General features: G+C 50.1%; 17 protein-coding genes and 1 pseudogene. 5 read left to right on the forward strand and 13 right to left on the reverse strand.

The features are described from left to right. Positions 1-16: 16 nt before the first annotated feature. The 6 genes from ICC18_RS17590 to ICC18_RS17640 all read right to left on the reverse strand — a co-directional run bounded on the left by ICC18_RS17590 (position 17) and on the right by ICC18_RS17640 (position 9003). A complete protein-coding gene (locus tag ICC18_RS17590; protein ID WP_188175757.1) occupies positions 17-1738 on the reverse strand; it encodes an ABC transporter ATP-binding protein in 1722 nt (573 codons plus the stop codon). Between the two features lie 300 nt (positions 1739-2038). Beyond that, complete coding sequence (locus ICC18_RS33810) at positions 2039-6862, reverse strand: X2-like carbohydrate binding domain-containing protein (protein ID WP_223192667.1); 4824 nt, start codon at positions 6860-6862, stop codon at positions 2039-2041. Between the two features lie 43 nt (positions 6863-6905). Continuing rightward, positions 6906-7436 carry a phage tail protein gene (locus ICC18_RS17625; RefSeq protein WP_188175758.1) on the reverse strand — a complete coding sequence of 177 codons (531 nt, stop codon included), beginning with the start codon at positions 7434-7436 and terminating at the stop codon, positions 6906-6908. A gap of 12 nt (positions 7437-7448) precedes the next feature. Next, positions 7449-7949, reverse strand: a complete 501-nt coding sequence (locus ICC18_RS17630) for a phage tail protein (RefSeq protein WP_188175759.1) — start codon at positions 7947-7949, stop codon at positions 7449-7451. A gap of 14 nt (positions 7950-7963) precedes the next feature. Continuing rightward, a complete protein-coding gene (locus ICC18_RS17635) occupies positions 7964-8482 on the reverse strand; it encodes a phage tail protein (RefSeq protein WP_188175760.1) in 519 nt (172 codons plus the stop codon). Next, a complete protein-coding gene (locus ICC18_RS17640) occupies positions 8464-9003 on the reverse strand; it encodes a GNAT family N-acetyltransferase (protein ID WP_188175761.1) in 540 nt (179 codons plus the stop codon). The genes ICC18_RS17635 and ICC18_RS17640 overlap by 19 nt, the downstream gene beginning before the upstream one ends. A gap of 161 nt (positions 9004-9164) precedes the next feature. Here ICC18_RS17640 and ICC18_RS17645 point away from each other — a divergent pair, with 161 nt between their 5' ends. Then, entirely contained in the window at positions 9165-10775 is a 1611-nt protein-coding gene (locus tag ICC18_RS17645) for a PhoX family protein (RefSeq protein ID WP_188175762.1), read from the forward strand. A 63-nt stretch (positions 10776-10838) separates the two neighbouring features. On the opposite strand, the gene ICC18_RS17650 is transcribed toward ICC18_RS17645, so the two are convergent. The 5 genes from ICC18_RS17650 to ICC18_RS17670 form a co-directional block, all read right to left on the reverse strand. Continuing rightward, positions 10839-12401 carry a response regulator gene (locus tag ICC18_RS17650; protein WP_188175763.1) on the reverse strand — a complete coding sequence of 521 codons (1563 nt, stop codon included), beginning with the start codon at positions 12399-12401 and terminating at the stop codon, positions 10839-10841. Next, positions 12379-14289 (reverse strand): sensor histidine kinase, encoded by a 1911-nt coding sequence (locus ICC18_RS17655; protein WP_188175764.1) that lies wholly within the window; start codon positions 14287-14289, stop codon positions 12379-12381. The genes ICC18_RS17650 and ICC18_RS17655 overlap by 23 nt, the downstream gene beginning before the upstream one ends. A gap of 137 nt (positions 14290-14426) precedes the next feature. Further along, complete coding sequence (locus ICC18_RS17660) at positions 14427-16130, reverse strand: type 2 periplasmic-binding domain-containing protein (protein ID WP_188176042.1); 1704 nt, start codon at positions 16128-16130, stop codon at positions 14427-14429. 346 nt (positions 16131-16476) lie between these two features. Further along, a complete protein-coding gene (locus ICC18_RS17665; RefSeq protein WP_188175765.1) occupies positions 16477-17364 on the reverse strand; it encodes a carbohydrate ABC transporter permease in 888 nt (295 codons plus the stop codon). 16 nt (positions 17365-17380) lie between these two features. Further along, complete coding sequence (locus ICC18_RS17670) at positions 17381-18349, reverse strand: ABC transporter permease (protein WP_188175766.1); 969 nt, start codon at positions 18347-18349, stop codon at positions 17381-17383. 252 nt (positions 18350-18601) lie between these two features. Here ICC18_RS17670 and ICC18_RS17675 point away from each other — a divergent pair, with 252 nt between their 5' ends. From ICC18_RS17675 to ICC18_RS17685, 3 genes and pseudogenes are all read left to right on the forward strand, one after another. Beyond that, on the forward strand, positions 18602-19384 hold the full coding sequence (locus tag ICC18_RS17675; RefSeq protein ID WP_188175767.1) for a lipase family protein: 783 nt from the start codon (positions 18602-18604) through the stop codon (positions 19382-19384). Between the two features lie 293 nt (positions 19385-19677). Further along, entirely contained in the window at positions 19678-21210 is a 1533-nt protein-coding gene (locus ICC18_RS17680; protein ID WP_188175768.1) for an MDR family MFS transporter, read from the forward strand. 122 nt (positions 21211-21332) lie between these two features. After that, positions 21333-21428, forward strand: a pseudogene (locus ICC18_RS17685) (winged helix-turn-helix transcriptional regulator); the annotation flags it as partial. Positions 21429-21554: 126 nt separating this feature from the next. Here the strand turns inward: ICC18_RS17685 and ICC18_RS17690 are convergent. Further along, positions 21555-21926 carry a DoxX family protein gene (locus ICC18_RS17690; RefSeq protein WP_188175769.1) on the reverse strand — a complete coding sequence of 124 codons (372 nt, stop codon included), beginning with the start codon at positions 21924-21926 and terminating at the stop codon, positions 21555-21557. 145 nt (positions 21927-22071) lie between these two features. Next, a complete protein-coding gene (locus ICC18_RS17695; RefSeq protein ID WP_188175770.1) occupies positions 22072-22506 on the reverse strand; it encodes an Rrf2 family transcriptional regulator in 435 nt (144 codons plus the stop codon). A 450-nt stretch (positions 22507-22956) separates the two neighbouring features. Between ICC18_RS17695 and ICC18_RS17700 the strand changes: the two genes are divergently transcribed. Further along, positions 22957-24237, forward strand: a complete 1281-nt coding sequence (locus ICC18_RS17700) for an MFS transporter (RefSeq protein WP_188175771.1) — start codon at positions 22957-22959, stop codon at positions 24235-24237. The last annotated feature ends 53 nt before the right edge of the window (positions 24238-24290 follow it).

The following is a 24290-nucleotide window of genomic DNA, read 5'->3' on the forward strand; positions in this document are numbered from 1 at the left end:
TCTTTCTGTTGCAAGGTTAGGAGCGGAACTGCGCTTGGTGCAGGCGGCTGTATACGCCTCCCACGGCCAAGAGCTCATCGTGCCCGCCCTGCTCGGTGATGCCTTGTTCCGTCACGACGACGATGCGGTCGGCGTTCTTGATCGTCGCCAGCCGGTGCGCGATGACGAGCGTCGTGCGCCCCTGCGACAACTCGGCCAGCGATTGCTGAATCGCGGCTTCGGTCTCGGTGTCGAGCGCCGACGTCGCCTCATCTAGTATGAGGATCGGCGGGTTCTTGAGAAACATGCGCGCAATGGCGAGGCGCTGCTTCTGCCCGCCGGAGAGCTTCACGCCGCGCTCGCCGATGATCGTATCCAGTCCTAGCGGCTGCGACTGGATGAATGCTGTAAGCCGCGCCCGCCGAGCGGCTTCCCAGATCTCCGCTTCCGTCGCGCCGAGCTTGCCGTACGCGATGTTCTCCCGCATCGTGCCGGCGAAGAGGAACACATCCTGCTGCACGATGCCGATCTGCCGGCGCAGCGACTCCAGCTGGATGCGGCGGATATCAATGCCGTCGATGGTAATGCTGCCGGCGCTCACATCGTAGAATCGCGGCAGCAGGCTGCAGATCGTCGTCTTCCCTGCACCGGACGGGCCGACGAAGGCGACGGTCTCGCCGGCATGGATGGCAAGGGAGATGCCGTTGAGCACCCTTGCCCCTTCATCGTCACTATAGCCGAACGAGACATCCTGGAAGCGAATCTCGCCGGCGAGCTTATTGACGGTTATGGCATCAGGGGCGTCAGTCACCTCCGGTTCCGTGTCGATCACTTCAATATACCGTTTGAAGCCGGCGATCCCTTTGGGATAACTTTCAATGACGGTATTAATTTTCTGTATGGGGGTTAAGAATACGTTCGTGAGCAGCACAAACGCGATGAACTGCCCGTATGTAATTTCATTTTGGATGACAAACCATGTTCCACAAATCAGGACGAATACGGTTACCAGACGCATCAGGATGTAACTCAGCGATACGTTCCAAGCCATAATTTTGTAGGAAAGCAGCTTCGTCAGCCGGAAGCGTCCGTTGTTTTCGGCGAACAGCTTCTTCTCATAGGCTTCGTTCGCGAATGCCTGAACAACACGAATCCCTCCGATGTTGTCTTCCACCCTGGCATTAATATCGGCCAGATCGGCCATCATGCGGCGGAAGGTCTTCGTCATTTTCTGATTGAAATAGATGGCAATCCATAGCAGAAACGGTACGATGAGGAACGTCAGCAGAGCCAGCTTCACATTGATGAACAGCATAAGCGTGAACGCGCCTATCAAGGTCATAACGGCGATGAACAGGTCCTCGGGACCATGATGCGCGACCTCGCCGATCTCAAGTAGATCATTGGACATCCGCGACATCAATTGCCCCGTTTTGTTGTTATCGTAGAACCGGAACGAGAGCTTCTGCAGATGGTCGAACATCTTTTTCCGCATATCCGTTTCAATATTAATTCCCAGCTTGTGTCCCCAATAGGTAACAACAAAATTCAGGACCGTATTCAAGCCATAGACAGCCAGCAGTCCGACGCATGCCCATAAAATCCATGTCCAGTTGCCTGCCGGAAGCAATTTATCGACGACCTGATTGACAGCAAGCGGAAAGCCCAATTCCAGCAACCCCGCCACAACCGCACAGGTAAAGTCCAATATAAATAAGTGCTTGTAAGGACGATAGTACGAAAAAAAACGGCGTAACATGATTGTTATCTCCTGCCTTTCACGCTCCTGAAGCAGCCTGTAGATGATTTCCAGGTTAATGATACCACAGATTTGCAGGTTTCTTGGAGGGTAGGGTTACTTTAACACGTTTTTTCCGGCTTATCCGGCCGGGACTAGGTGTTTCGGCGATTTTAAGGCTGTTTTTCCGTGTTAACTGGTTCGTGCATGATGCAGCAGGGACATTAAGACGGTTTTTCCGTGTTAAAATCGCGCGAGTACTCTCGAAGGCGGCCCTTGAAAACAAAGAGAACCCTCGAAAATCAAGGGTTCTCTTTGCGATTACTGGCGTATAGCTTTTTTCACACTTAAAATGATGGTTGCCGCTTCTGCCCGGGTCGTGTTTTCATTTGGCATAAACCGGTTATTATCCCTGCCCTGAAGTAGACCTTGTTGAACATCCGCTTGCACGTACGGTTTAGCCCATGCCGGAATATCGAAGTCATCAGAAAAGGCGGTGCTGCCGGTCGCTTCGATTTTCAGTTTCAAAGCCCTGGCTATCAAGGCAGCCACTTCCATTCGACTCAGCGTATTTTGAGGTCGGAAGGTGCCGTCCGGGTAGCCATCGACAATTCCATGCGTGACTGCATAGTGAATCGCTTGTTGCGCCCAATTCGGGATATCTGCCTGATCCGTAAAAGAATGGGCTGTTGTTGCTGTGCTTAACCCTTGCATAGAACGAATCAGCATCGTAACAAATTCGGCTCTCGTTACCGCTACATCAGGATGGAAGCTAAACGCTGAGACCCCTTGCACAATGCCTTCCGATGCTGCCTTACAGATGATGGTTTCCGCCCAGTGTCCTCTGATATCCTTAAAAGTACAAGCTGGCGGTTTCGGTGCGACTGTGCGACGAATGGTGTAGGTGTAAGATTTCGCAGAACCATCCGGCGCTTTGACCGAAATGATGACCGTATTTTCCCCTTCGGAGAGAGGGACCTGTTTAAAGTTCAGCAGTGCTTTACCTTGTACGGTCAAAGAAACGACACTACCCGAATCCTCAGGCTCGGCTTGAACCTCTATCTGTTCTGCATTGGTATCAGCTACTCCGGTAGGTGATATTGTAAGCTCCTTACCGACAGCTATGAACTTAATAATTTTCAAAGCCGTGTTGCTGGAAAGGGATGAACCGCTACCCGATGAAGGTGGTGGATCACTATCCGAAGCTCGTGGAATTCCCACGGCTTCTTTAGAATACTGACTGATTCCCAATGCATTGCTTGCGATGACCGCGAAGTAATAAGTAGTTCCATTGGTCAAATTCGTTACATTATAGGTTGTTCCGGTAACTGTCGCTATCGGATCTATGTTGTAAGTGCGTGGGGCCAATCCCTGATAAATCGCGTAGTAGGTAGCTCCTGTCACGCTGTCCCATGATAATGTAACCTGGCTGTCCCCGACGGAGGCTTGTAGCTTAGGAGCGGGGAGTCCGTCGCTCACAGTAATCGTAAACGTCTGCGTAGCTCCCGCGCTGAAGTTGAACGTTAGTTGCGTCGTTCCTACCGGCTGGGTGGCTAGGTATTCCTTCTTTATCGTTACCATGTTACCCGTTACGGTATAGTCGGTGTCCGCCACCAGTGCAGTTATGCCATTGGCGATGCTGCTGAGCGTGTTTCCATTCAGCGTCATCGTGATAATCAAATCCAACTGTGCAGACTTGTTAAAGTTACCCGTTGTCGGGTTAATCGTACTGTTCTGCGGCGTTGTATCACTTATGGTAATCGTCAGCGTCTGCGTAGCTCCTGCGCTGAAGTTGAACGTCAGCTGCGTCGTCCCCACAGGCTGGGTGGTCAGGTATTCCTTCTTAATCGTTACCGTGAGGCCCGCTACAGTATAGTCGGTGCCAGAGACAAGTGGCATTGTGCCGTTAGCAATACTACTAAGCGTATTTCCGTTCAGCGTCATTGTGGTGATCACATCAGCCTGCGCAGACTTGTCAAAGTCGCCCGTTGTTGGACTGATCGTGCTGTTCTGCGACGTTATATCGCTTACTGTTATCGTCAGTGTCTGCGTGGCACCAGCGCTGAAGGTGAACGTCAGCACTGTCGTTCCCTCTGCTTGACTCGCCAGATATTCCTTCTTAATAGTGACCGTGTTACCCGATACGGTATAGTCCTTGCCCAATGCCAGTGCCGCTGCGCCGTTGGCAATACTGCTAAGCGTATTACCGTTCAGCGTCATCGTGGTAGTCACATCCGCCTGTGCAGACGCCTTCTTGTCAAAGCTGCCCGTTGTCGGGCTGATCGTACTGTTCTGCGGCGTTGTGTCGCTTATAGTAATCGTTAGCGTCTGCGTGGCTCCCGCGCTAAAATTGAACGTCAGCACTGTCGTTCCCACCGATTGACTCGCCAAGTATTCCTTCTTAATCGCGACTGTATTGCCCGAGACTGTATAGTCCGTGCCCAAAGCCAGTGCCGCTGCGCCGTTAGCAATACCGCTAAGCGTATTGCCGTTCAGCGTCATCGTGGCGATCACATCCGCTTGCGCTGTCACCTTTTTGTCGAAGCTACCCGTTATCGGGCTGATCGTACTGTTCTGCGGCGTTGTGTCGCTTACGGTAATCGTCAGTGTCTGTGTGGCTCCCGCGCTAAAATTGAACGTTAGCACTGTCGTTCCCACCGATTGACTCGCCAAGTATTCCTTCTTAATCGCGACTCTATTGCCCGAGACTGTATAGTCTGTGCCCAAAGCTAGTGTCGCTGCGCCGTTAGTGATACTACTGAGCGTATTTCCATTCAACGTCATCGTGGTGGACACATCTACCTGAGCAGACTTGTCAAAGTTGCTCGTTGTTGGGCTAATCGTGCTGTTCTGCGGCGTTGTGTCGCTTACGGTAATCGTCAGTGTTTGCGTGGATCCCGCGCTGAAGCTAAACGTCAGCACTATCGTTCCCACAGGCTGGGTGGACAGGTATTCTTTTTTAATCGTGACCGTGTTGCCAGATACGGTGTAATCTGTGCCCTGAACTAACACCGTTGCGCCGTTGGCGATGCTGCTGAGTGTATTTCCGTTCAGCGTCATCGTTATGATCACATCCGACTGCGCCGATAATTTCTTTTCAAAACTGCCTGTTGTCGGGCTAATCGTGCTGTTCTGCGACGTTGAGTCACTAACGGTAATCGTTATTGTCTGTATGGCCCCCGCGCTGAAGCTGAACGTCAGCACTGTCGTTCCGATCGACTGGCTGGCCAAGTATTCCTTTTTAATCGTTACGGTGTTCCCCGATACGGTATAATCAGCACCCAAAACTAGTCCCGTTGCGCCGTTGGCGATGCCGCTGAGTGTATTTCCGTTCAGCGTCATCGTGGTGATCACATCCGCCTGTGCCGACAATTTCTTATCGAAATTGCCCGTTGTCGGGCTAATCGTACTGCTACCAATAACCGTGAGATTAAACGTCACAGTCACCGATTGACCGGTTACGGAAGACAATGCCGTTATCGTAACCGGAGTCGTTCCTTGTTGTCCCGGAGCCGGCGTAACGCTAAGCGTACGACTGGCGCCTGTACCTGAAACATTCAATCCCGACACAGGCAGCAATGTTAAATTACCTGAAGCAGCTGTAGTCGTAACTGCGCCAATTGATACATCTCCCACATAAAATGGTACTTGCAGCGTCTCGCCGCCATTCATTGTTTGGTCGGCAATCGTCTGAATCGTCGGATTCGCTTCAAATGCCCCGATGTCGATAATCTGCGCTGAGCCGGCCCCTGCTGCATGAGCTTTTCTGGCAAATCCGCGCTGGTCAAGTCCGGAAGCAGGAGCGCTTTCATTTTTTCCGGCATCTAAAGCTGGACTACCCGGCAGCAGCGCCTGCGTTTTGGTCGTTCCCCCATTATTCGCAAGAGGGCCTAGAAGCAAATTAGTCACTCCGATCTGGTTGTCATTCACTCCGTTCGTCAAGCCGCCTGCTCCGCCGGTTCCGATCAAATTACTCGTGCTGGAGGCGTTCAACGGATTGCCTGAAATGTCGCCTGCTGCCCCTCCGCTCCCGATGTTTCCTGCTACGATATTGTTATTCAGCTCGACATTTCCAGCATTTGAAATGTAAATCCCCCCGCCATTGCCAGAATTAGACTCATTGGCGTTGATCGTATCGTTGCTGAAAAGCGAGGCTAATGTCGTTTCTATATATATCCCTCCGCCATTACGATTGGCGATATTACCGTTGATCGTGGTATTACTCATGGTTAATGCTCCGGCAGTATATATGCCGCCTCCGTAACCATATGAAGTTGAAGGCGCTGTATTCAGATTTATTGTACTGTTTGTAATGGCGCTTCCGCCGATACCACCAAAAAAGAGACCTCCGCCTCCTCTCGCTGTCGATGTATTGTTCTCAATAGTAGAAGCATCTAATTGGAAAGGTCCGAAGGATTGGACGTAAATGCCCCCGCCATATCCTACTATCGCAGTGTTATTGGTCACTGTCGTACGGGTCACTTTCAATAGGCCGTTTGATTTTCCTGCTGTAAGATTGAGCCCACCCCCTCCATCACTCGCTGAAGATGAAGTATTTTCGCTTATGTAGCAATTATCGATCAGTATCGTATTGTTAACAGCCGCATTCGTTCCCGCATCCGCAGCGATTCCTCCGCCGCCATAACCGCCCGATGCTTTCCCGTAACGAATCCATACGGACTGAATCGTCACATTCAAATCCTTATCCAAATTCGGATTAATATCGAATACACGACTCGCACCAGACCCGGCTGAAGTCCCTGATTGTATGATAGTCAACTTAGGGTCACCGTTCGGATTGCCACCGGAACCAATAATCGTCACATTGCCCGTTATCGAAAGAGCGCTCCCCCTTGATAATGTATAAGTACCAGGAGGCACGATAATAGTAGTCAAGCCCGAAGCCGCATTCGCTTCCATGATTGCCGCCCGCAGGGAACAGCGTCCGGAAATATCATCGCAAGACCCGTCACCGGGATTCGCATCATTCGTGTCCGAGGTCGTCGTATTTACGGTGTACGTTGCAGCTCGCGCCACATTCGCTGCGAACCAGAATACGGTGATGACAACAAACAGAAATAACATGGCTTTCAACAACCACCGCAAGGGGCTGATTCGCCCTTGAGCCAGGACATCCGCTTCCATAATTCCACCTACATTCCAATAGTTTTCAAACAACTCGGATGCCCTAGCTTCTTGGTGGAAAAATACCTTCCAAAGCAATGATGTAATTTAAGCCGAGATAAGGCTGCTTATTGTTATGCGGTAGATTACCGCCTGCTATTCCAACTGCATTCATGTTCATCGTTACCTCAGGCCACCCGGGGACTGAGGCATATGCCGGCGTGCCTCGACGGCCCGCTGTCTTCGACCAAACTGCCCCCTCCGGGCTCTCATGCGATGAAGCAGTTTTGGCCCGAGGCGTGTGGGAATGCATAGGCAACTCGGACATTAACAGTGTGATACTTGAGCTGCCGCCGCTTTCCCCTACAAACCGTTCAGTCAAACCTTCCCCTTGCCCAGCTCCCACGGCTACGGATCCCTGCAGGTTAGGCAGCGCAAAGTTGGTTTTACCGTTTCCTCCGTAAAATGTGCCCAGAAGCGAAAACAACGCCGTGTTTTGCGAAATGGGAAGTAATTGTCCATTACAAAATGCCCATCCATTTGGCGCAAAATTACCCGCAAACAGACGAATTTCTCCAACAAACGGTTCTGACATTCTTTACACCTCCTAATTTGGGGATGGAAATATTCCAAGAAGCGCAATGCAATAATTGACTACGGTATAGGGCTGCCGATTCTCATGAGGCCGAGATCCACCAGCTACCGCCAAAGCCTGAGGGCTCATTGTTACATTTGGCGGATTATAACTGTAACCTGATACTGTTAAAGAGGCCCAATACACGTTATTAGGATCATCTGAATCGGCCTCCTTCGTTGTAGCGCGGGCAAGATGGGTATGGCTGGGCATCTCGCTTTCCAACAACGTATGCGCTTCTTCGCCCCCGACTTCCCCCAAAGTGATACCCGGACCCGCATGTACGGGAACCCTTCCCCTGAGATCAGGCAGCGCGAACGTCGTTCTGCCATCCCCTCCATAAGTAGTGCCTAACAGAGAAAAAAGCGCCTGATTCTGATTAATAGGCAGCAGCTGGCCATTACATTGAGCCCATCCTTTCGGTGCGTAACCCAAACTAAACAAGCGAATTTCGCCAAGAAACGGATTTGCCATACATCGTCTCCCCCTTAATTTGGGCTAGGTAAAATACCGTAAAGTGAAATAATATAGCTGACGCAAACGTACGGCATCATATTGTCGTGGGGTTGATTGCCTCCTGTAGACGTTATTGCCTGTGCATTCATGGCCCCATCGGGAGTATCCGTCGAGTATGGCTGCAAGGAGGACGATGCCCATACGCCATCCTTCGGATTACCGCCCATGCCGTTTTCGGAATGTGCCCGGACCGGATGCGAATGTGCAGGCATTTGCTGCAGGATCAGCGTCACAGTCTCGACTCCGCCTTCTTGTCCTAACGTGTATGTATTTCCGCTATGGGGGGACCTCCCCATATGGACCGGTACCCGGCCCCGCAGGTCAGGGAGGGCAAAAGTCGTTTGACCGTTACCCCCATATGTGGTTCCGATTAAACTAAACAGTGCATCATTTTCAGCGATAGCAAGGAGCTGTCCATGGCAAAAGGCCCACCCCTGCGGAGCGAAATTTCCTGCGAACATGCGAATTTCCCCTACATATGGATTTGACATCCTTCATGACCTCCAGTATTCATTCTCGTTAAACCGTCGCAATCCGCTCCGACATCGGCTCTCCACGTCATTTCTACATAAACGCCGTCTTCTCTAACAGATACAAATCCAAGACGTTCATAGAGCTTACGAGCACGGCTGTCCTGCTGCACTTGAAGACGGATCCCCTTACCGGTTCGCTCAGCCTCAACTTGCCATTGACGAAATAAAGAGGTTCCGATGCCGGCGTTTCTCCAGTCAGGCAAAAGCGAGATATCCACAACGGTTATCTCCTCCGTCCCCCGATTTAGCCGATATTGACCGATAAGATTGCCTTCAAGCCATAATATCCGATGCTCCGTATCGGGGTATCGCAGACGGTACGCATGCTGCTGCAAGCGAAACTGCATGTGCAAAAATGCCTCGGCAGTCTGGTTCTCCCAGCCCCAAACCTTCAGCTCATCCTCCCTTGTCGATGCGTACACCCGATAAAGAAACGACTCATCACCCGGCAGAACTGATAGCGCTTTCAGGCTTTTCACTCCTTTGCAAATTTCACCTATTAAATTTCACGAAATTATATTAAAATGAGGGCAGATCACAATAATCCAAGCATATCCATACGCTAAATGATACATTATGTATCAATAAAGATACAAGTAGTAACATCGCTGAATAAAATAAAAATTTTAGGAGGACAATCATGGATTCGAAGAAAGCGATTTCCAGACGAGCTTTTCTGGGGTACTTAGGAACAAGCGCTGCAACTGTCGTCACTGCTTCATCCGGTCTTCAGCTGTTGGTCGGCCATGGAACTGCGAACGCAGCCGAGCCCTTTTTTACCAAACAAACCTCTGTACTTTCGAGCTTAGCCAGCATAGACAAGCTTCCCTCGAACGACAAGCTGAACGTCTCATCCGGTTTTACTTTCGACGTGATTGCCTCCTACGGTGACATCATCAATTCCAGAGGCGATACGCTCGGCTATGAAAACGCAGGGGCGCACTATTTTCCAATCGATGGCTCGTCCGTTCACGGTCTGCTCACCGTCTCTCACGATTCTTCTCACGCCATGCTGGCACAAGAGGGGCAGTATGGCGGCTATTCTGCACAACAAATTCGCAATCTGCTTACCGGTCAAGGCTTATCGGTGCTGGAAGTATACCGCGATTCGGATGGCCGTTGGAAGCTGGAAAAAGACTCCGCCTATACGCGCAGGGTGACCGGATTGGACCCGGTCGAACTGACAGGACCGGCCAAAGGCGCGCAATCCGTACATAACGCAACTCGGGTTCAAGGGACTTTGGCAAACCGCGCTGTGACTGCGACATTATGGGGAACCGCGCTCAGCGGTGAAGGTGCGTACGATCAATCTAGCCGGTACGCTGGCCTTGATTCTACACACTACGGATGGATGACCGAAATCGACCCGTTCGATGCCGGTTTTAAGCCCCGTAAGCATACGGCGCTCGGCCGTTTTCATCATGCGGGTACGGTAATGAAGCTTGCTGATACCGGCCAACTAGTCGTCTATATGGGGGATTCGGACGGCGGATGTCTTTTTAAATTCGTCAGTCGCGGCAACTACGAACCAGCGAAAGGACGAGACAACGCCGAGCTGCTTACTGAAGGCACCTTGTACGCGGCACAGTTATCAAGCGGGACTTGGATTCCTCTTCATGTGGAAGCCATACGCAAAGAATTGAAGCGTCCCGACTTCGTCCTCCCCCGCTTCACCCGCTACAGTCAGGATCAACTGCTCTCGCTGCTGAAGGAGGAAGCCGATGTATACGTCTATGCGACGGAAGCCGCTCTCATTCTTGGGGGAACGCCTCTCGACCGCCAAGGTGACTTCACCCTTGGATCTGCCGATGATGCGTTATATATCTCATTCATTAATAATGAAGCGCAGGGCAACGTACACGGCAAAGTCGTTCACATAGAAGAACTGAACGGCGCAGCCGGTGATCGTTTCGAGCTAGATATTGTCGTGACAGGCGGTCGTCAAAGCGGCTTCAGCTCGCCGAGAGATCTTACCTTCGACCGCACCGGCCGGCTGTGGGTAGCTACGGACATCGCCCCCGACAACCTGCATGCGGGAACATACCAATCGTTCGGCAACAACGGGTTGTATGTGATCGCAGCGGAATCAGGCAGTTCCGCCCCCTCGGTCACCCAATTCGCATCAGCCCCGGCCGGTGCCGCCTTCGCTGGCCCCGCATTCGTTCCGAACGAACAGTCGTTGTTCGTATCCGTACAGCATCCTAGCGGCGGAAATCCTTCCTCAGTCGTTGCCATTCGAGGACACGCATAACAAGACGGCTCTGCATCGCATATCGAATGCGTTGCAGAGCCGTCTATTTTAACGGGGCACCGATCACCCCATCACATGCCGCTGATCGCGGTATTCCTGCGGGCTGACGCCTTCCATTTCCTTGAAAACGCGGCTGAAATGCTTCGTATTCTCGAAGCCGGCCATTTTACTAATTTCATATACCTTATAGTCTGTCGTGGCGAGAAGCTCGCGCGCCCGGTCGATGCGCAGCTTTTTCAAATAGTTGACGAAGCTTTCACCGGTGTATTCCTTGAAAGCCTGGCTGAAGTACGAATAGTTCAAGGATACATGGTTCGATACGATCGCCATGTTGAGATCCTTCCGATAGTTCTCCTGCATATACTGCACGGCTTTCTTCATCTCTTTATGGTCGATGTGGAACGTCTTCATGCTGCGCACATAATCGTTAAGCCGGTGCAGCAACCCTTCGACGCTATGGAAGTAATCGTGAAAATAATTAAAGTTCGAGATATCCCCGACCTTCTTGAACAGCCGAAGAATTTCTACGGACTCGCCGCCGTACACATGAAAAACTTTATCGAAAACATGCTCGTTGAAAGCCCGGCTGACGGCTTCCAGATAAGAGATATCGAACCGGGTAACCGTCTTGATATCGAGCACCTCCATGAGCAGCGCCGTCATTTCCTTGTCGCGGTCGGTGCCGAGCATATTGGCGATTTTCTTGATCGTTTCCGTCGGAGGGGCAAAGCTTCGGCTCTTCTGGCTGATGCCCTCGAATCGCACCACACCGGGAACTGACAGCAAAAACGTATATTTCAGCGCCTGCTGCGCCTCTTGATAAGCCTCCTGCAGACGGGTCACCCCGCGTGCCGGAGCACTTAAGCCCATACTGTACGTAAAATACCCCGGCCCCGAGATTCGCTCGGCCAAGTGCTGAAAAAGCTCCCCATGCTCGGCGATAAGCACGAGCTGATTCTCTTTATCCCAGACGTGCGCGCGCCTCGTTCGGCACCATTCCGGAGCGTTCCCGATCTCCGCGTGAATGCGTGCCAGGAATTCAGCGTGACCCATTTCCTGAACCGTCCCTCTATATTGAAGGACGCCGATCTGGAAACCCTCATCCAGCCATTGCATCTCGATGCCCTGCAGCTTGCTCCGCAAGTCGGCTTCCGGCAAGTGCGAAGATCTCAGCAAATAGCTGAGCTGGCTTTCTTGAAAAGCGACCCGCTGCTGCATGGAGCTGCTTAACTGCTCCTGGATCTGCTCCTTCTGCTTAAGCTCCTTCTCCAGCCGTAGCAAGGTGCGGGACAGCTCGTCGCGGACGATCGGCTTGAGCAGGTATTCCTTCACCTCGCAGCGGATCGCTTCCTTCGCAAAGTGGAAATCATCGTGCCCGCTGAGAATCAGCACCGCAGGTTTCGGAACCAATTCCTGGATCCGGTGAATCAGCGTAATACCGTCCATGACCGGCATGCGGATATCCGTAATCACAATGTCTATTCCCGCACTCGCCAGCAGCGCCAAAGCCTCTTCCCCATCGCCGGCGAATTCGAACGCATACGTGTCCGGAAACTCGCGGGCGATCATCGCTTTCAGGCCGAGGCGGATATTTTTCTCATCATCAACGATAAGCATTTTTCTCATCAGCAGGCAGCCCTCCGGATAATATTAGATAAGGCAGCTTCATCCTCACTTGGGTGTAAGCGCCTTCCGCACTTTCGACGCGAATGCCATATTCATTCCCATAATACATCTTGATTCGCTGCGTCACATTGCGCAGTCCGATGCCGTTCCCTTCATTTTCCCCTTTATACTTGTGCCAGTACTTCTTGTAAAAAAGAGCATCCTCCATGCTGATTTTCTCATGCAGCTCATCAAGTTTCTCCGGCGACATACCCGCTCCGTCATCCGCCACTTCGATCAGCATCGTATCGTCCTTCTTACTGGCGCGAATCAGAATCACAATCCCTTCGCGTCTAGCCCGATCCGTGTTCATGCCATGCTTAACGGCATTCTCGACGAGAGGCTGGAGCGACATTTTCAGCACTTCCTGTTCCTGATAGCCTTCCGGAATGTCCAGCTTCAACTTCAACTTGTCATCATAACGGATATTCATGATAGCGATGTAGTTCTGGATATGCTGGATTTCGTCCCGCAGCCGGACATGATCGCTCGACCACTTCAGGCTGTAGCGCATCAGCGCGCCGAGAGAGGTTAACGCATCGGAGATCGTGTACTGCGCCTCGACTTCGGCCAGCATTTTCAAATTCTCGAGCGTGTTATAGAGAAAATGGGCATCGATCTGATTTTTGAGCGAGTTCAGCTCGGCTTCCTTCGTGGCGGCCTGCTTGTTCACGGCTTCGACGATCAGCTCGTTCATCTTCTTCAGCATTTGCCGGAAATGGTGAGCCAGCTCGCCCACCTCGCCGCCTGCGTCCATATCGATCTGCACGTTCAGGTCGCCCCGGCGCACTTTTTTCATCGAGTCCCGGAGAATGTGCAGCTTTTTCAAGATCAATGATTGCAGGAAGTAAGTAATGACCGACAACAGCGCGATGAGGACGACAGCTGCGGCGATGAATAGATTGCGTGTTTGCTGGATCTGAGTTACCGGCTCTTCCAATGATACGACATTCAGCAAGTGGGCTTCCAAATGATCAATCGGCGTGGACAGGATCAGGTAAGGCGTGTCTCCGACCTGAAAGGTGAAGTTCGAACCCGCCTGATGCGGATGGGCGCTCCACGCCTCGCGAAGCTGCTCCATATTTATCGTTTTAAAAAAAGGACTGCTCGTATCGGTAAAAATCCGTCCTGTTCTATCGACAACCAGCATGTGAGACTGTTCGTCCTGAATCGGACTGAATACTTTTTGAAAAAACTTGTCGATCAGCATATCGACTTCGAGAATGACGTGTGTTTGATTCGGGTAATTAATTTTCTTGAACAGGGATACATAAGTCGACATGGCCTCACTGTCGGGGCCGTAGCGATTCATGATATCTTTCTCATTCTGCAATATTTCCCACCTGAAAATTCCGTTGCTGTCCAGCACATCGTTATACCAAGCTCTGTTAGCAATCCGACTATCCTTAAAAAGAATTGGCCAGATCTCCTTCGTGTTTGGATTATTCGTATAGATGCGCAAGTTGGCAATATTGGGATTGCTAAGCTGGAGGCGCTGCAGATTATAGAAGGTATTCGTGTTGAATTCGACGAGCTCCGGAGCCTCCCACTCCCGGGTCATGCGCAAATAATTGCGTACCTCCTTATCCGTTTCTGAAAGTTCTGCCGTTCGCCCCATAACCTCAATATGATTGATAATACCGGCCTTCTCGCTCTCCAACGCATATTGATTCTTTTTCACCGTGCCTTCAATCGTGTTCTGATAAAACTCGTTAAACAAATACCATGAGAACAAAATAATCGGAATTAAAATAATGAAAATATAAGCGCCGATCAGCTTCACTTGTATGGAAATACGCCCAGTCAGCTGTATGAGCCGCATCTTCCATTTGCGAAATAGATTGCCCATGGCCTCACATCCAGTCCTTCGTCTCTTGTCTTCTCATATTAATACATCTAGTTCCGGACGTGGAAAAATATTTGGAACCTTGCGGAGAAAAACCCGAAAACCCGAAATACTTCGGGCTCTCGGGCTTTGGTATGCGGCTACTTCGAGAACTCGGCAATCTTCTTGCTGTTCGCTTCGAATTCCCGCTGTTGATAGGCCTGAACCTTATCCAGTCCTGCTGCTTTGCGGTCATTTTGATATTTCTCATACACCTGATCGAACTCGGCGTCCGTTTTGGCCAGCAGCAGCTTCGGCAGCGCTTTGCCCCAGGCTTTGGCGATTTTATCATTGGCAATGCCTTCTTCCGACGTACCTGTCGGCATGATGTTATCGTATTGCGAGAAGCTCTTCGTCTTGCCTTTGGTCCATTCTTCAGGCTGCTTGATCGGCTCCACGCTCGGAGGCGCCCACTGCAGATTCATGTTCGTGTCCATCAGCATCCAGAAAGTGAAGGAGGAACCGTACTTTTTATCGAATGCGGAACGGTCTTTGTTGAGCAGCTCGAGCACTTCCGGCTTGAATTGGTCTTTGCCGCCTATGTTATCGTAGCTGACGCCTTTTTCACCAAGGAACAAGTCTTTGTTGCCTTCCTCACTGATCAGATAGCTCAGGAATTTAATCGCTCTTGCTTTGTCCTTCACGTCTTTGGAAATGAGTGTCACCGTCCAGCCTGAAATGCCGGGGCCTGCGAGCGTCGGCGCATCTTTCTTGGCATTAGCCGGACCGTCTACGGCGATATACACTTTGTTCGGATCTTTTTGATATAAGGAAATATTTTGGTTAGCCAAATCGGAACGTTGATACAGCATTGCGAAATAGCGGCCTTGCGCGATTTTTTCTTCCATTTGCGGACGTTTGTCGATAAAGATATCTTTGGCCAGGAGGCCCATCTCATTGGCTTTGCGGAACGTTTTGAGCCAGCTTACTAATTCCGGATCGGTGGAGCGGTCGTAGAGCTTGCCGTCTTTTTCGTAAGGGATGGCCAGGAAGTTCGCCAGCATCGACGAGTTCTGTGCTGCATCGAGGAACGAATAGTTTCCATTATCATTAAAATCGTGCAAACCAAGTGGAATGAGCGGTTGTCCGTTCACGTCAGGGAACTTCTCTTTGGCTGCTTTCAGCGCGTTCAGGAACCCTTCCTGAGTTCTCATATCCGGCTTACCGATGGCTTCATACATATCCTTGCGCACCAGGAACGTTTGGTTGGATACAAAGTTTTCCCCGTACTTTTTATAATCCTGCGGCGAGGATGAAGCGTTCGGGTAACCGTAGAAGTTGCCGTCTTTTTGCGTGTACCAGGAAGTTTTGGCAGGGTCGGCCACTTTAAAGAAATAAGGATCATACTGCTTTGCAAGCTCATTAAGCGGAAGCACCATCTTGCCTTCGATCATTTTCTTTGCGGCATCTTCCCACCAGCCGAGCGTAATGAAATCAGGCAGCTTGCCGGAGGCGATCATTGTGTTCAGCTTCTCATTCTCGTTGCCGGCGGGCACGATGAAATTGACGTTCACGCCCGTTTTCTTCGTGATGTATTGGGATGTAGGATCCACACCCCACTTGTTCGGGAACCAGGAGAAGTTCAGGTACCAGTCGAAAGTGATCGGCTTCGTGTCGGATTTCCAGCCCGGCTCATTCGCATTCACCGTCGCAGGCACTGATGACGACGCTGCTGCAGTTTCCGTTGCTTTCGTCGGCTCCGGACTGCCGGTGCTGCTTGTGCCTTTATCCGTGGAACATGCGGTAATGGATACAGCGGTAATCAAAGCAAGCAATGTGGTCAACGTTTTGCGCGGCTTACTCATTCTCATGTACATTTTCCCCTTTTCTGCATCATAATGATATGTTTAATCCCTGTCTATGACGGAGATACTCACCGGTGCGGTGCGGCCTTGGCGGTAGCCGATGCTTGTATTCTAATTTAGCGGGAAAACCTCCCTCTAATTTTACAGTTTTGAGAAAAATTAATGATTTAGAGGGAAATTCTACCTTTAATTTGATGATTTTCGATAAAAAATCTATATTCATGCTGTATTAGAGGGAGATTTTCCATCTAAACAGGCCCAGCGCAGAGTCCGGGTCGAAATTAGCTCCAGCTTTTCTCGTTAATGTTTGAACGGTACAGCTTGCACACTGTGATTAAGTTTGCTGTTAACCTTTGATCGAGCCAATCATGAAACCTTTCACAAAATACTTCTGCAAAAACGGATAGACGATGACAATAGGTAAAGTGGTTACAACCATCGTCGCCAGCTTAATAGACTGGGAAGAAACGGTCTTCGCAATGCTGCCGGTCGCCGCCGCCGCCATCTGGTTGGAGCTGGACTGCGCCACGACCCGGTACAGATACGTTTGGATCGGCTGAAGATCGCTATTGTTGATATAGATCATGCCTGTAAAATAATCATTCCATTGATAAACGCCGTGGAAAAGCGCGATCGTGGCAATAACGGGCATGGAGACCGGCAGGATGATTTGGTAAAAGATTTTGAAATCGTTGGCGCCATCGATCTTGGCGGCCTCCTCCAGCGCATCGGGAATTTCCCGGAAAAATGAAAGGAAAATGATGAGATCAAAGAAGCTGAACATTGCCGGAATGATGTACACCCAGAAGCTGTCGAGCATGCCGAGATCGCGGATCAGCAGGTAATGCGGGATGAGCCCCCCGCTGAAAAACAAAGTCACGGTACCGAGGAACATATAAATAGGGCGACCGATCAGCTCTCTGCGCGAGAAAGCGTACGCCACCATGGCGGTAAAGAGTACGTGAACCACGGTGCCGACGAGCGTCTTGGCTACGGTGACGCCCATTGCCAGCATAATGCCGTCGTTGGCGAATACGGCCAAATAGCTGTCAAAGCTGAACACGCGAGGCCACCAGTAAATGCCGCCCCGCATGGCGTCGTTGCCGTCATTCAAGGAATTCACGAGCACATACCAGATGGGGTATAGGGTTGCGAAGCATATCGCAAGCATGAGCAAATTGTTAAATTGATCGAAGGCGACCTCTTTAAAGGTTCTGCGGTTGAGAGAAAGCAACGCGTGCCACCTCCTTTTAGAATAAAGATGTGTTGTTCAAACGCTTCGTAATGAAGTTTGCCGACAACAGCAGAATAAGCGAAATAATGGACTTGATCAGGCCGACTGCGGTCGCATATGAATAGCGGCTTTGCACGATACCGGTTTGGTACACGTAGACGTCGATGACGTTGCTGGCGCTTTCGTTGAGCTGGTTTTTGAGTACGAGAATTTGATCGAAGTTCGAGTTCAGAATGCCGCTGACGGCGAGAATGAACAGGATGGTGATCGTGCCCTTAATCGATGGCAGGGTGACATAGAACATTTTCTGAAAGCGTCCGGCGCCGTCGAGGGTGGCCGCTTCGTACATTTCCGGCGATACGCCGCTGATCGCAGCCAGATAAATGATCGCCGACCAGCCGAGCTCCTTCCATATATCCGACGTGATGATGATGCTCCAAAAATATTGCGGCTCGGCCAAATAACTGATGGGCTCCTGAATGATGTTCAGTGCCATCAGGATCTTATTGATAATCCCGACGTCCGCCAGCCACGTTGCCAGAATGCCTCCGAGAATCACCCAGGAGAGGAAGTGCGGCAAATACGAGATCGTCTGCACCAGCTTTTTGAACCGGATCGAACGGAGCTCGTTCAAAAAAAGCGCGAAGGCAATCGGCAGCGGAAAGCCGATGAGCAGCTTGAGGACGCTCATGCCGAGCGTATTTTTAATGACGTAGCCCAGATTGTCGTCTTCCATAAAAGCTTTGAAATGCTCGAGCCCCGCCCACGGCGCTTCGCCAATCGATTTGATAATATTAAAATCTTTGAACGCGATGATGATGCCGTACATCGGCACGTAGTTGAACACAATCATCCAGGCGACGCCAAGCAGCGCCATGACCTGCAAATATCGCTGTCCATATAGTTTGCGCAGCAGCTTGGATACTGATCTTCCAGCCGCCGCTGATGGGGCGTTCCGGATAGGGATATCTGTCTCCGTGTTCATCCCGGCTGCACCTCCGACACTTTCCGTTTGATATCGTAAGCATTTTCATATCATTCATTGTAGGCGGTAATGCACTACAATGTAAGGGTGCAAATTTCAGCTATGGTTTCCGTTTTTCAGGTATTGTTCCATCGGCCGTCGCACTAGAAAAAAACACGAACTCATAAAAAAATAGGCACCTATCGGAGGACAAGTGTCCGCTATGTACATATATATAGGGAAACGGCAACCTGTGTGTATGGGGGGGATCGCATGAGCGTAAGCTTACTGGATAAGCGTACTGCCATTTTTCTTGCAGCTGTGTGCAGCCAAACGTATCATCAATTTGACAATGACGATGGAACCTTCATGGTTCCGCGGAATTACCAAGTAAGCTCCTCCTTTAAGGCCGCATCCTTCATAGGCGTAGAGGAGCGCTTTGGTTTTATTTTGGAATCCAATGACCGGATTATCTTGGCCTTCAGAGGGACGAACACCAGTTCCGACTGGGTCTCGGACGCGATTGCACGGCAGAGCCCTTTCGTCTTTGTACGGGATGGAGGATTGGTACATCGCGGTTTTCTGGACATTTATCGCTCCGCTAGAAAGCGGATTTTGGACGCACTGAGCAAGCTTTCCCCTCAAAAACAGCTATACATTACAGGGCACAGCCTCGGTGGAGCCCTCGCCACTTTATGCGCTGCCGATGCAGCGGTCAATACCAAATTTAAAACCCCCGTTGTTTATTCGTATGCGTCACCGCGTGTCGGGAATCCGGCATTTGCCGGCAAGTTCAATAGTCTGCTCAGTAACCGCCATCGCATTTACAACCAATATGACCTCGTCCCTCATCTGCCGCCCGTCCTTTACAAATCCCCTAGAACCGATCGCATCTATCAATACCTGCATGTAAAAAAAGGATTCGAGTTGTCCTTTCAGAAAGGCTCTGTATCGGCCAATCATGCGATAGGCAATTACTTTCATGAGCTTGCAAAATTGGATCCTGCCTATACAAGGGATCTGAGTGCGAGGAATCCCGGTTTCTGTCCGGGATGAAGGCATGACAAACAGACTATGGAGCAGGCTCCATAGTCTGTTTCATTATGTCCCGCAAACCTACAGCAGCTGCTGCAGCTCGGCGATCATGGTATGAAGCGTGTTGAGCTTAGGATTAAAGGTTGAAGGTACCAGGCGCCTACTCGTAGGATAAATGAAATATGATATAAATCATGAAAAATAATTGCTAAAAAAATAAATACGCCTAAAAAACCCTGACAATTAGTTGTCAGGAAGGGTCCCTTATAATTCAGTTATAAGATGAATTCCAAACAAGAAAGGGATTGAAAACAATGAAAACCATGCAAAACAAACTCGGGGTTATCCTGGGAGGGCTGTTTCTCTCCATTCTCATGGCTTCGATGGATAATACCATCGTGGCAACCGCCATGGGAACGATTGTCGGGCAGTTGGGAGGACTCGATAAATTCGTCTGGGTAACCTCGGCCTATATGATTGCCGAAATGGCAGGTATGCCGATCTTCGGCAAATTGTCCGACATGTACGGGCGCAAGCGCTTTTTCATCTTTGGGATCTTGGTATTCATGCTCGGCTCTGCGCTTTGCGGAACAGCCGAATCCATCGTTCAGTTAAGTATTTACCGGGCTATTCAAGGGATTGGCGGCGGCGCTTTGATGCCGATTGCTTTTACGATCATGTACGATGTCGTACCGCCTGAAAAGAGAGGAAAGCTTATAGGTCTATTCGGAGCCGTATTCGGAATGTCCAGTATTTTCGGGCCGCTGGCCGGAGCATACATCACGGACTATATCAAGTGGGAATGGATTTTCTACATCAACCTGCCGCTTGGGCTGATCGCCTTTGCGATGATCGCGTTTTTCTACAAAGAATCCCGTCAACACGCGAAACAACGTATTGACTGGTGGGGAGCTACCCTGCTTGTCGGGGCCGTCGTCTGCCTGATGTTCGCGTTAGAGCTTGGCGGCAAACAATTTGCTTGGGATTCCGTTACGATTATGAGCTTGTTCGCAGCATTTGTCCTGCTCGCCGTTTTATTTGTAATCGCTGAGCGGCGCGCCGCGGAACCGATTATTTCCTTCCCGATGTTCCGGAACCGCCTATTCACAACAAGCAATGTCATCGGCATGTTAAGCGGAGCGGCGTTTATAGCGGCATCCGTGTACATCCCGATATTTATTCAAGGGGTACTCGGGGGAAGCGCTACGAACTCCGGACTTGTCCTTCTGCCTATGATGATCGGTACGGTTGTAACAGCGACTGCCGGCGGTTTTCTGATGAATAAACTTTCTTATCGGACGATCATGATTCTAACGCTTCTGCTGCTTGTTGCCGGCATCCTGCTTCTGACTACCTTATCGGCGGATTCTTCCCGTCTGATCATTACGATCTATATGATCTTGATCGGGCTTGGCATCGGCGCTTCCTTCTCTGTGCTGACGAATGCTGCGCTGCATGCGATCCCTGAAAGCCAACGGGGAGCGGCAAGCTCTACGCTCAACTTCCTGCGATCGCTCGGCATGACGCTGGGTATCACTGCATTCGGCATTATCCAGAGCCATTCATTGACGCGGAAATTATCGGATACTTTCTCAAGCGGCAGTCAAGGCGCTATGCCGAAGGACTTCAACTTCAGCGATCCGCACACGCTGCTCGATCCGGCTACCCGGGCACAAATTCCCGGTCAGGCGCTGGGTCAGATCACCGAGGGACTCTCGTCCTCGATCGTCCTCACTTTTGCCTGGGGAATCGTCCCTGCGATACTGGCTCTCGCCGCGGCCTTTATGATGAGCAGAGAAAAGATGGATCCCGTCGCTCAGGGCGAAGGGTACGCAACTTCGCATTAAATAGAAAGATGCCCGTAGTATCCGGTTGGATGCGCGGGCTTTTTCATTGAACTAAAACAAGCATTAGCATCAAATCGTTAACGGACACTTTACGGCAATTGGAATAGTACGAAGTCGTCCACCGCCAGGTATTCCCTACAGTACCTGTAAGCGTTGAGTATTCTTTAACCGAAAAAGGCAAGGAGTACGGCATCATTCTTGTGGAAATGCGCAAGTAGGGAGAAAAATGGGGATCCCTGCAAATGAATAAGAGCCAGTCATCTTCCTAAAGGATGGTCTGGCTCATTTCTCGCGGCTTATCTGAGATCATTCCAAGCACAGTTTTTTCGTGAAATGATTTGATTTTAGAACCCCGGGAAGCTTGCAAGCTCTTTATTCTGAATCATGAAAAGCACCAAAGATAAAACAAACAAAAGTACAATCATAAACGCTTGCTTAAAGGTATCTTTGACGCGAACATGCGATAGTATACCTCCGAGCGAAATAATAGCTAACCAAAGCGCGCCTGCCGCTGCCCAGCTGGGCTCCCAGAAGCCGATGACCACCGCCGCTACGCCGATAAGCTGGGTGAGACCTGTTACAATCCGAAACCATTGCGGTAATCTTAAATGATTGAATGCTTCGATTTGTGCCTTGGAACCCGCTAGTTTCCCGCTCGCCGCCATAAGAAATATCAAGGCAAGAATGCTTTGTAAAATGATGGATACAATTTGCATGACAACCCTCTCCTTTCGTTGTCTCGCCATAACTGAGCCTAATAACAGCACAGTATAGCGAAAAATCAAATTGCAGCTCTTTTAAACTGCAACCGTTATACGCACATTATAATGGCCATACTAATATTATGCAAGCAGGTTATTTTTATTCAGCGCACTTTACATAAGCGCTAAGCTCTGCAATGTTATGCTTTTTCAAATAATCAATCGTTTGCAGGTCTGCTAGCTTCATTATTTCCTCTAACGCTGTGTCTAGTTCGTCCGTCTGCTTGCCGCATTCGATTTTGCCGCACGATTCTGCGGACTCAGCCTTAACTGCCAGGTAAACTTTATCGAGTGTAATTTCCTCGGCAGGCATTTTTAATGTATATCCTCCATCACGCCCTTCGCGCGCTTCAACCACCCCTGCTTGAGCAAGAAGTGCCAGCACGCGGCGAAGAAACGTGGAATGGGAGTTGACTTGTTCGGCAATCATCGCGCTCGAAACAACGCTTCCGCTTTTGGCTAACCAGATAAGGATATGAATGGCGATGTTGAATTTGGGCGGACCGATTTGTTGATATCGATTAAGTGCACACATGTTGACACTCTCCTTACTAAGGCATGACAGCAATAGCTTCTCTCTTTATTGTAATTCATTAAGTTGCAGCTATACAACAATAAGGACTTTTCCACGCTCAACCGGTCTTGACGCATCGTGGATGCCCCATATACAATGACTCCAAGAACATATAAAAGGGGAATCGAGACGACATGCACCTCACTGTTTGTACGGAAGGGAAATCATAATTGAATTTATGCAGCAAAGAAGAACAGTTAGAAAGGGTTCTGTGACGAATACAGAGCTTTGTTTCGACTTGAGTTCCTCATGCTGCTCCCTATCCGAACAGACAATTCATATCAAGCAATCCTTTCGGCTTGCAAAATGGCGTCATGATGACGATACTTACAGCCGATTGAAAAAGCTTCCATGGATTCGAGTCCGCAGAAGCTTTTTTTGTTTGCCCAAAAAAGAGGAGAGTCGAATTCGATGCGTCCATCCAAAAAAGTTTTATATCGTTTATTAAGCCTGCAAGGCATTTCCATGTTAGGAAGCCGTTTATCGTCTATTGCGGTCGGGATCTGGTTCGTCAAAGAGACAGGAACGGTTACGCCGCTTCTTCTTATCGCTTTGTTCACTGAGCTCCCGCTTTTGTTTTTTGGAGCATGGATAGGGTTGGCGGTCGATCGCTGGAGGCGCAAAACGGCCATAATCATAGGCGACACCGGCCAAGCGGTATGTACAGCACTGCTCGCGTTTAGCTTGCTTAGCGGATATTTTGAACTATGGCATACCTATGCAGTTGCTGCTATGCAAGGATTGTTTATGGCTATGCAAAGCTCGTCAACTGCCGCGGTCATGCCGCTGATGGTTCACGATGAGGAGTTGGATCGTGTAAATGCCGTAAAAGAACTGTTATTTCCCTTAGCTGGAGTTATCGCTCCTCTACTAGCAGGGACATTATATGAACTTGTGGGATTAGCCGGTATCGTTATGATTGACATCGGAACGTTTTTCATTTGTGTGGGGGTCACCTTGTTTCTTCCACTTCCCGAGATCAATCATCGCCCCGTTGAAAGAGTGGTCAATGTTTTTATTGAGGCCATTCAAGGGTATCGATTTATATGGAAAAATAAGCCCATTCTATATTTGATGCTATATTTCGCCTGGTGGAACTTTATATTAAATGGCCCCTTAGAATTGGCTATTCCCTTTTTTCTCTATAGGACGGGGAGCGATTCCGCCATGTCATGGCTGCTGGGCGTGATGAATGCAGGCGCATTGTCAGGTGCTGCCGCTGCGGTTTGGTGGGGACATTTTCGGCACAAAATCACATTTATTATCGCAGGTTCATTATTGACCTCTACGATGTTTATTGTCGTTGGAGCAAGCCGATTATTGTGGGTTACGGCCGCTGCTTTGTTTCTGCTCATGCTTCCTTTGGCGATGACAGTCGCCTTGTTTTCTTCATTGCTTCAAAGAAAGACGCCGCTTTCTATGCAGGGAAGAGTATTCGCCGCTTATAGTCAACTGTCTGCGGTTTCGGCTCCTCTATCCTTCCTGTTGACCGGACCGATCATAGATCATTGGTTAGAGCCCGCTATGCAAAGCGGCCGATGGAAATGGCTAACCGTTTTGACCGGGCAAGGGGCTGGTTCAGGAATCGGACTACTTTTCATTGGGTGCGGATTGCTGCTAATGATTGGAGCGGTTTGGGCATTCTCTTCTTCCTGTGTCAGACACATGGAAACAAGTACTCCAGATAGATGAGGATATGCTCACAGTAAAGCTTAAATAAGGCTGTGGCAGGTTACCTTTCTGTA

This window comes from Paenibacillus sedimenti (assembly GCF_014534655.1).
Taxonomy (GTDB): Bacteria; Bacillota; Bacilli; order Paenibacillales; family NBRC-103111; genus Paenibacillus_E; species Paenibacillus_E sedimenti.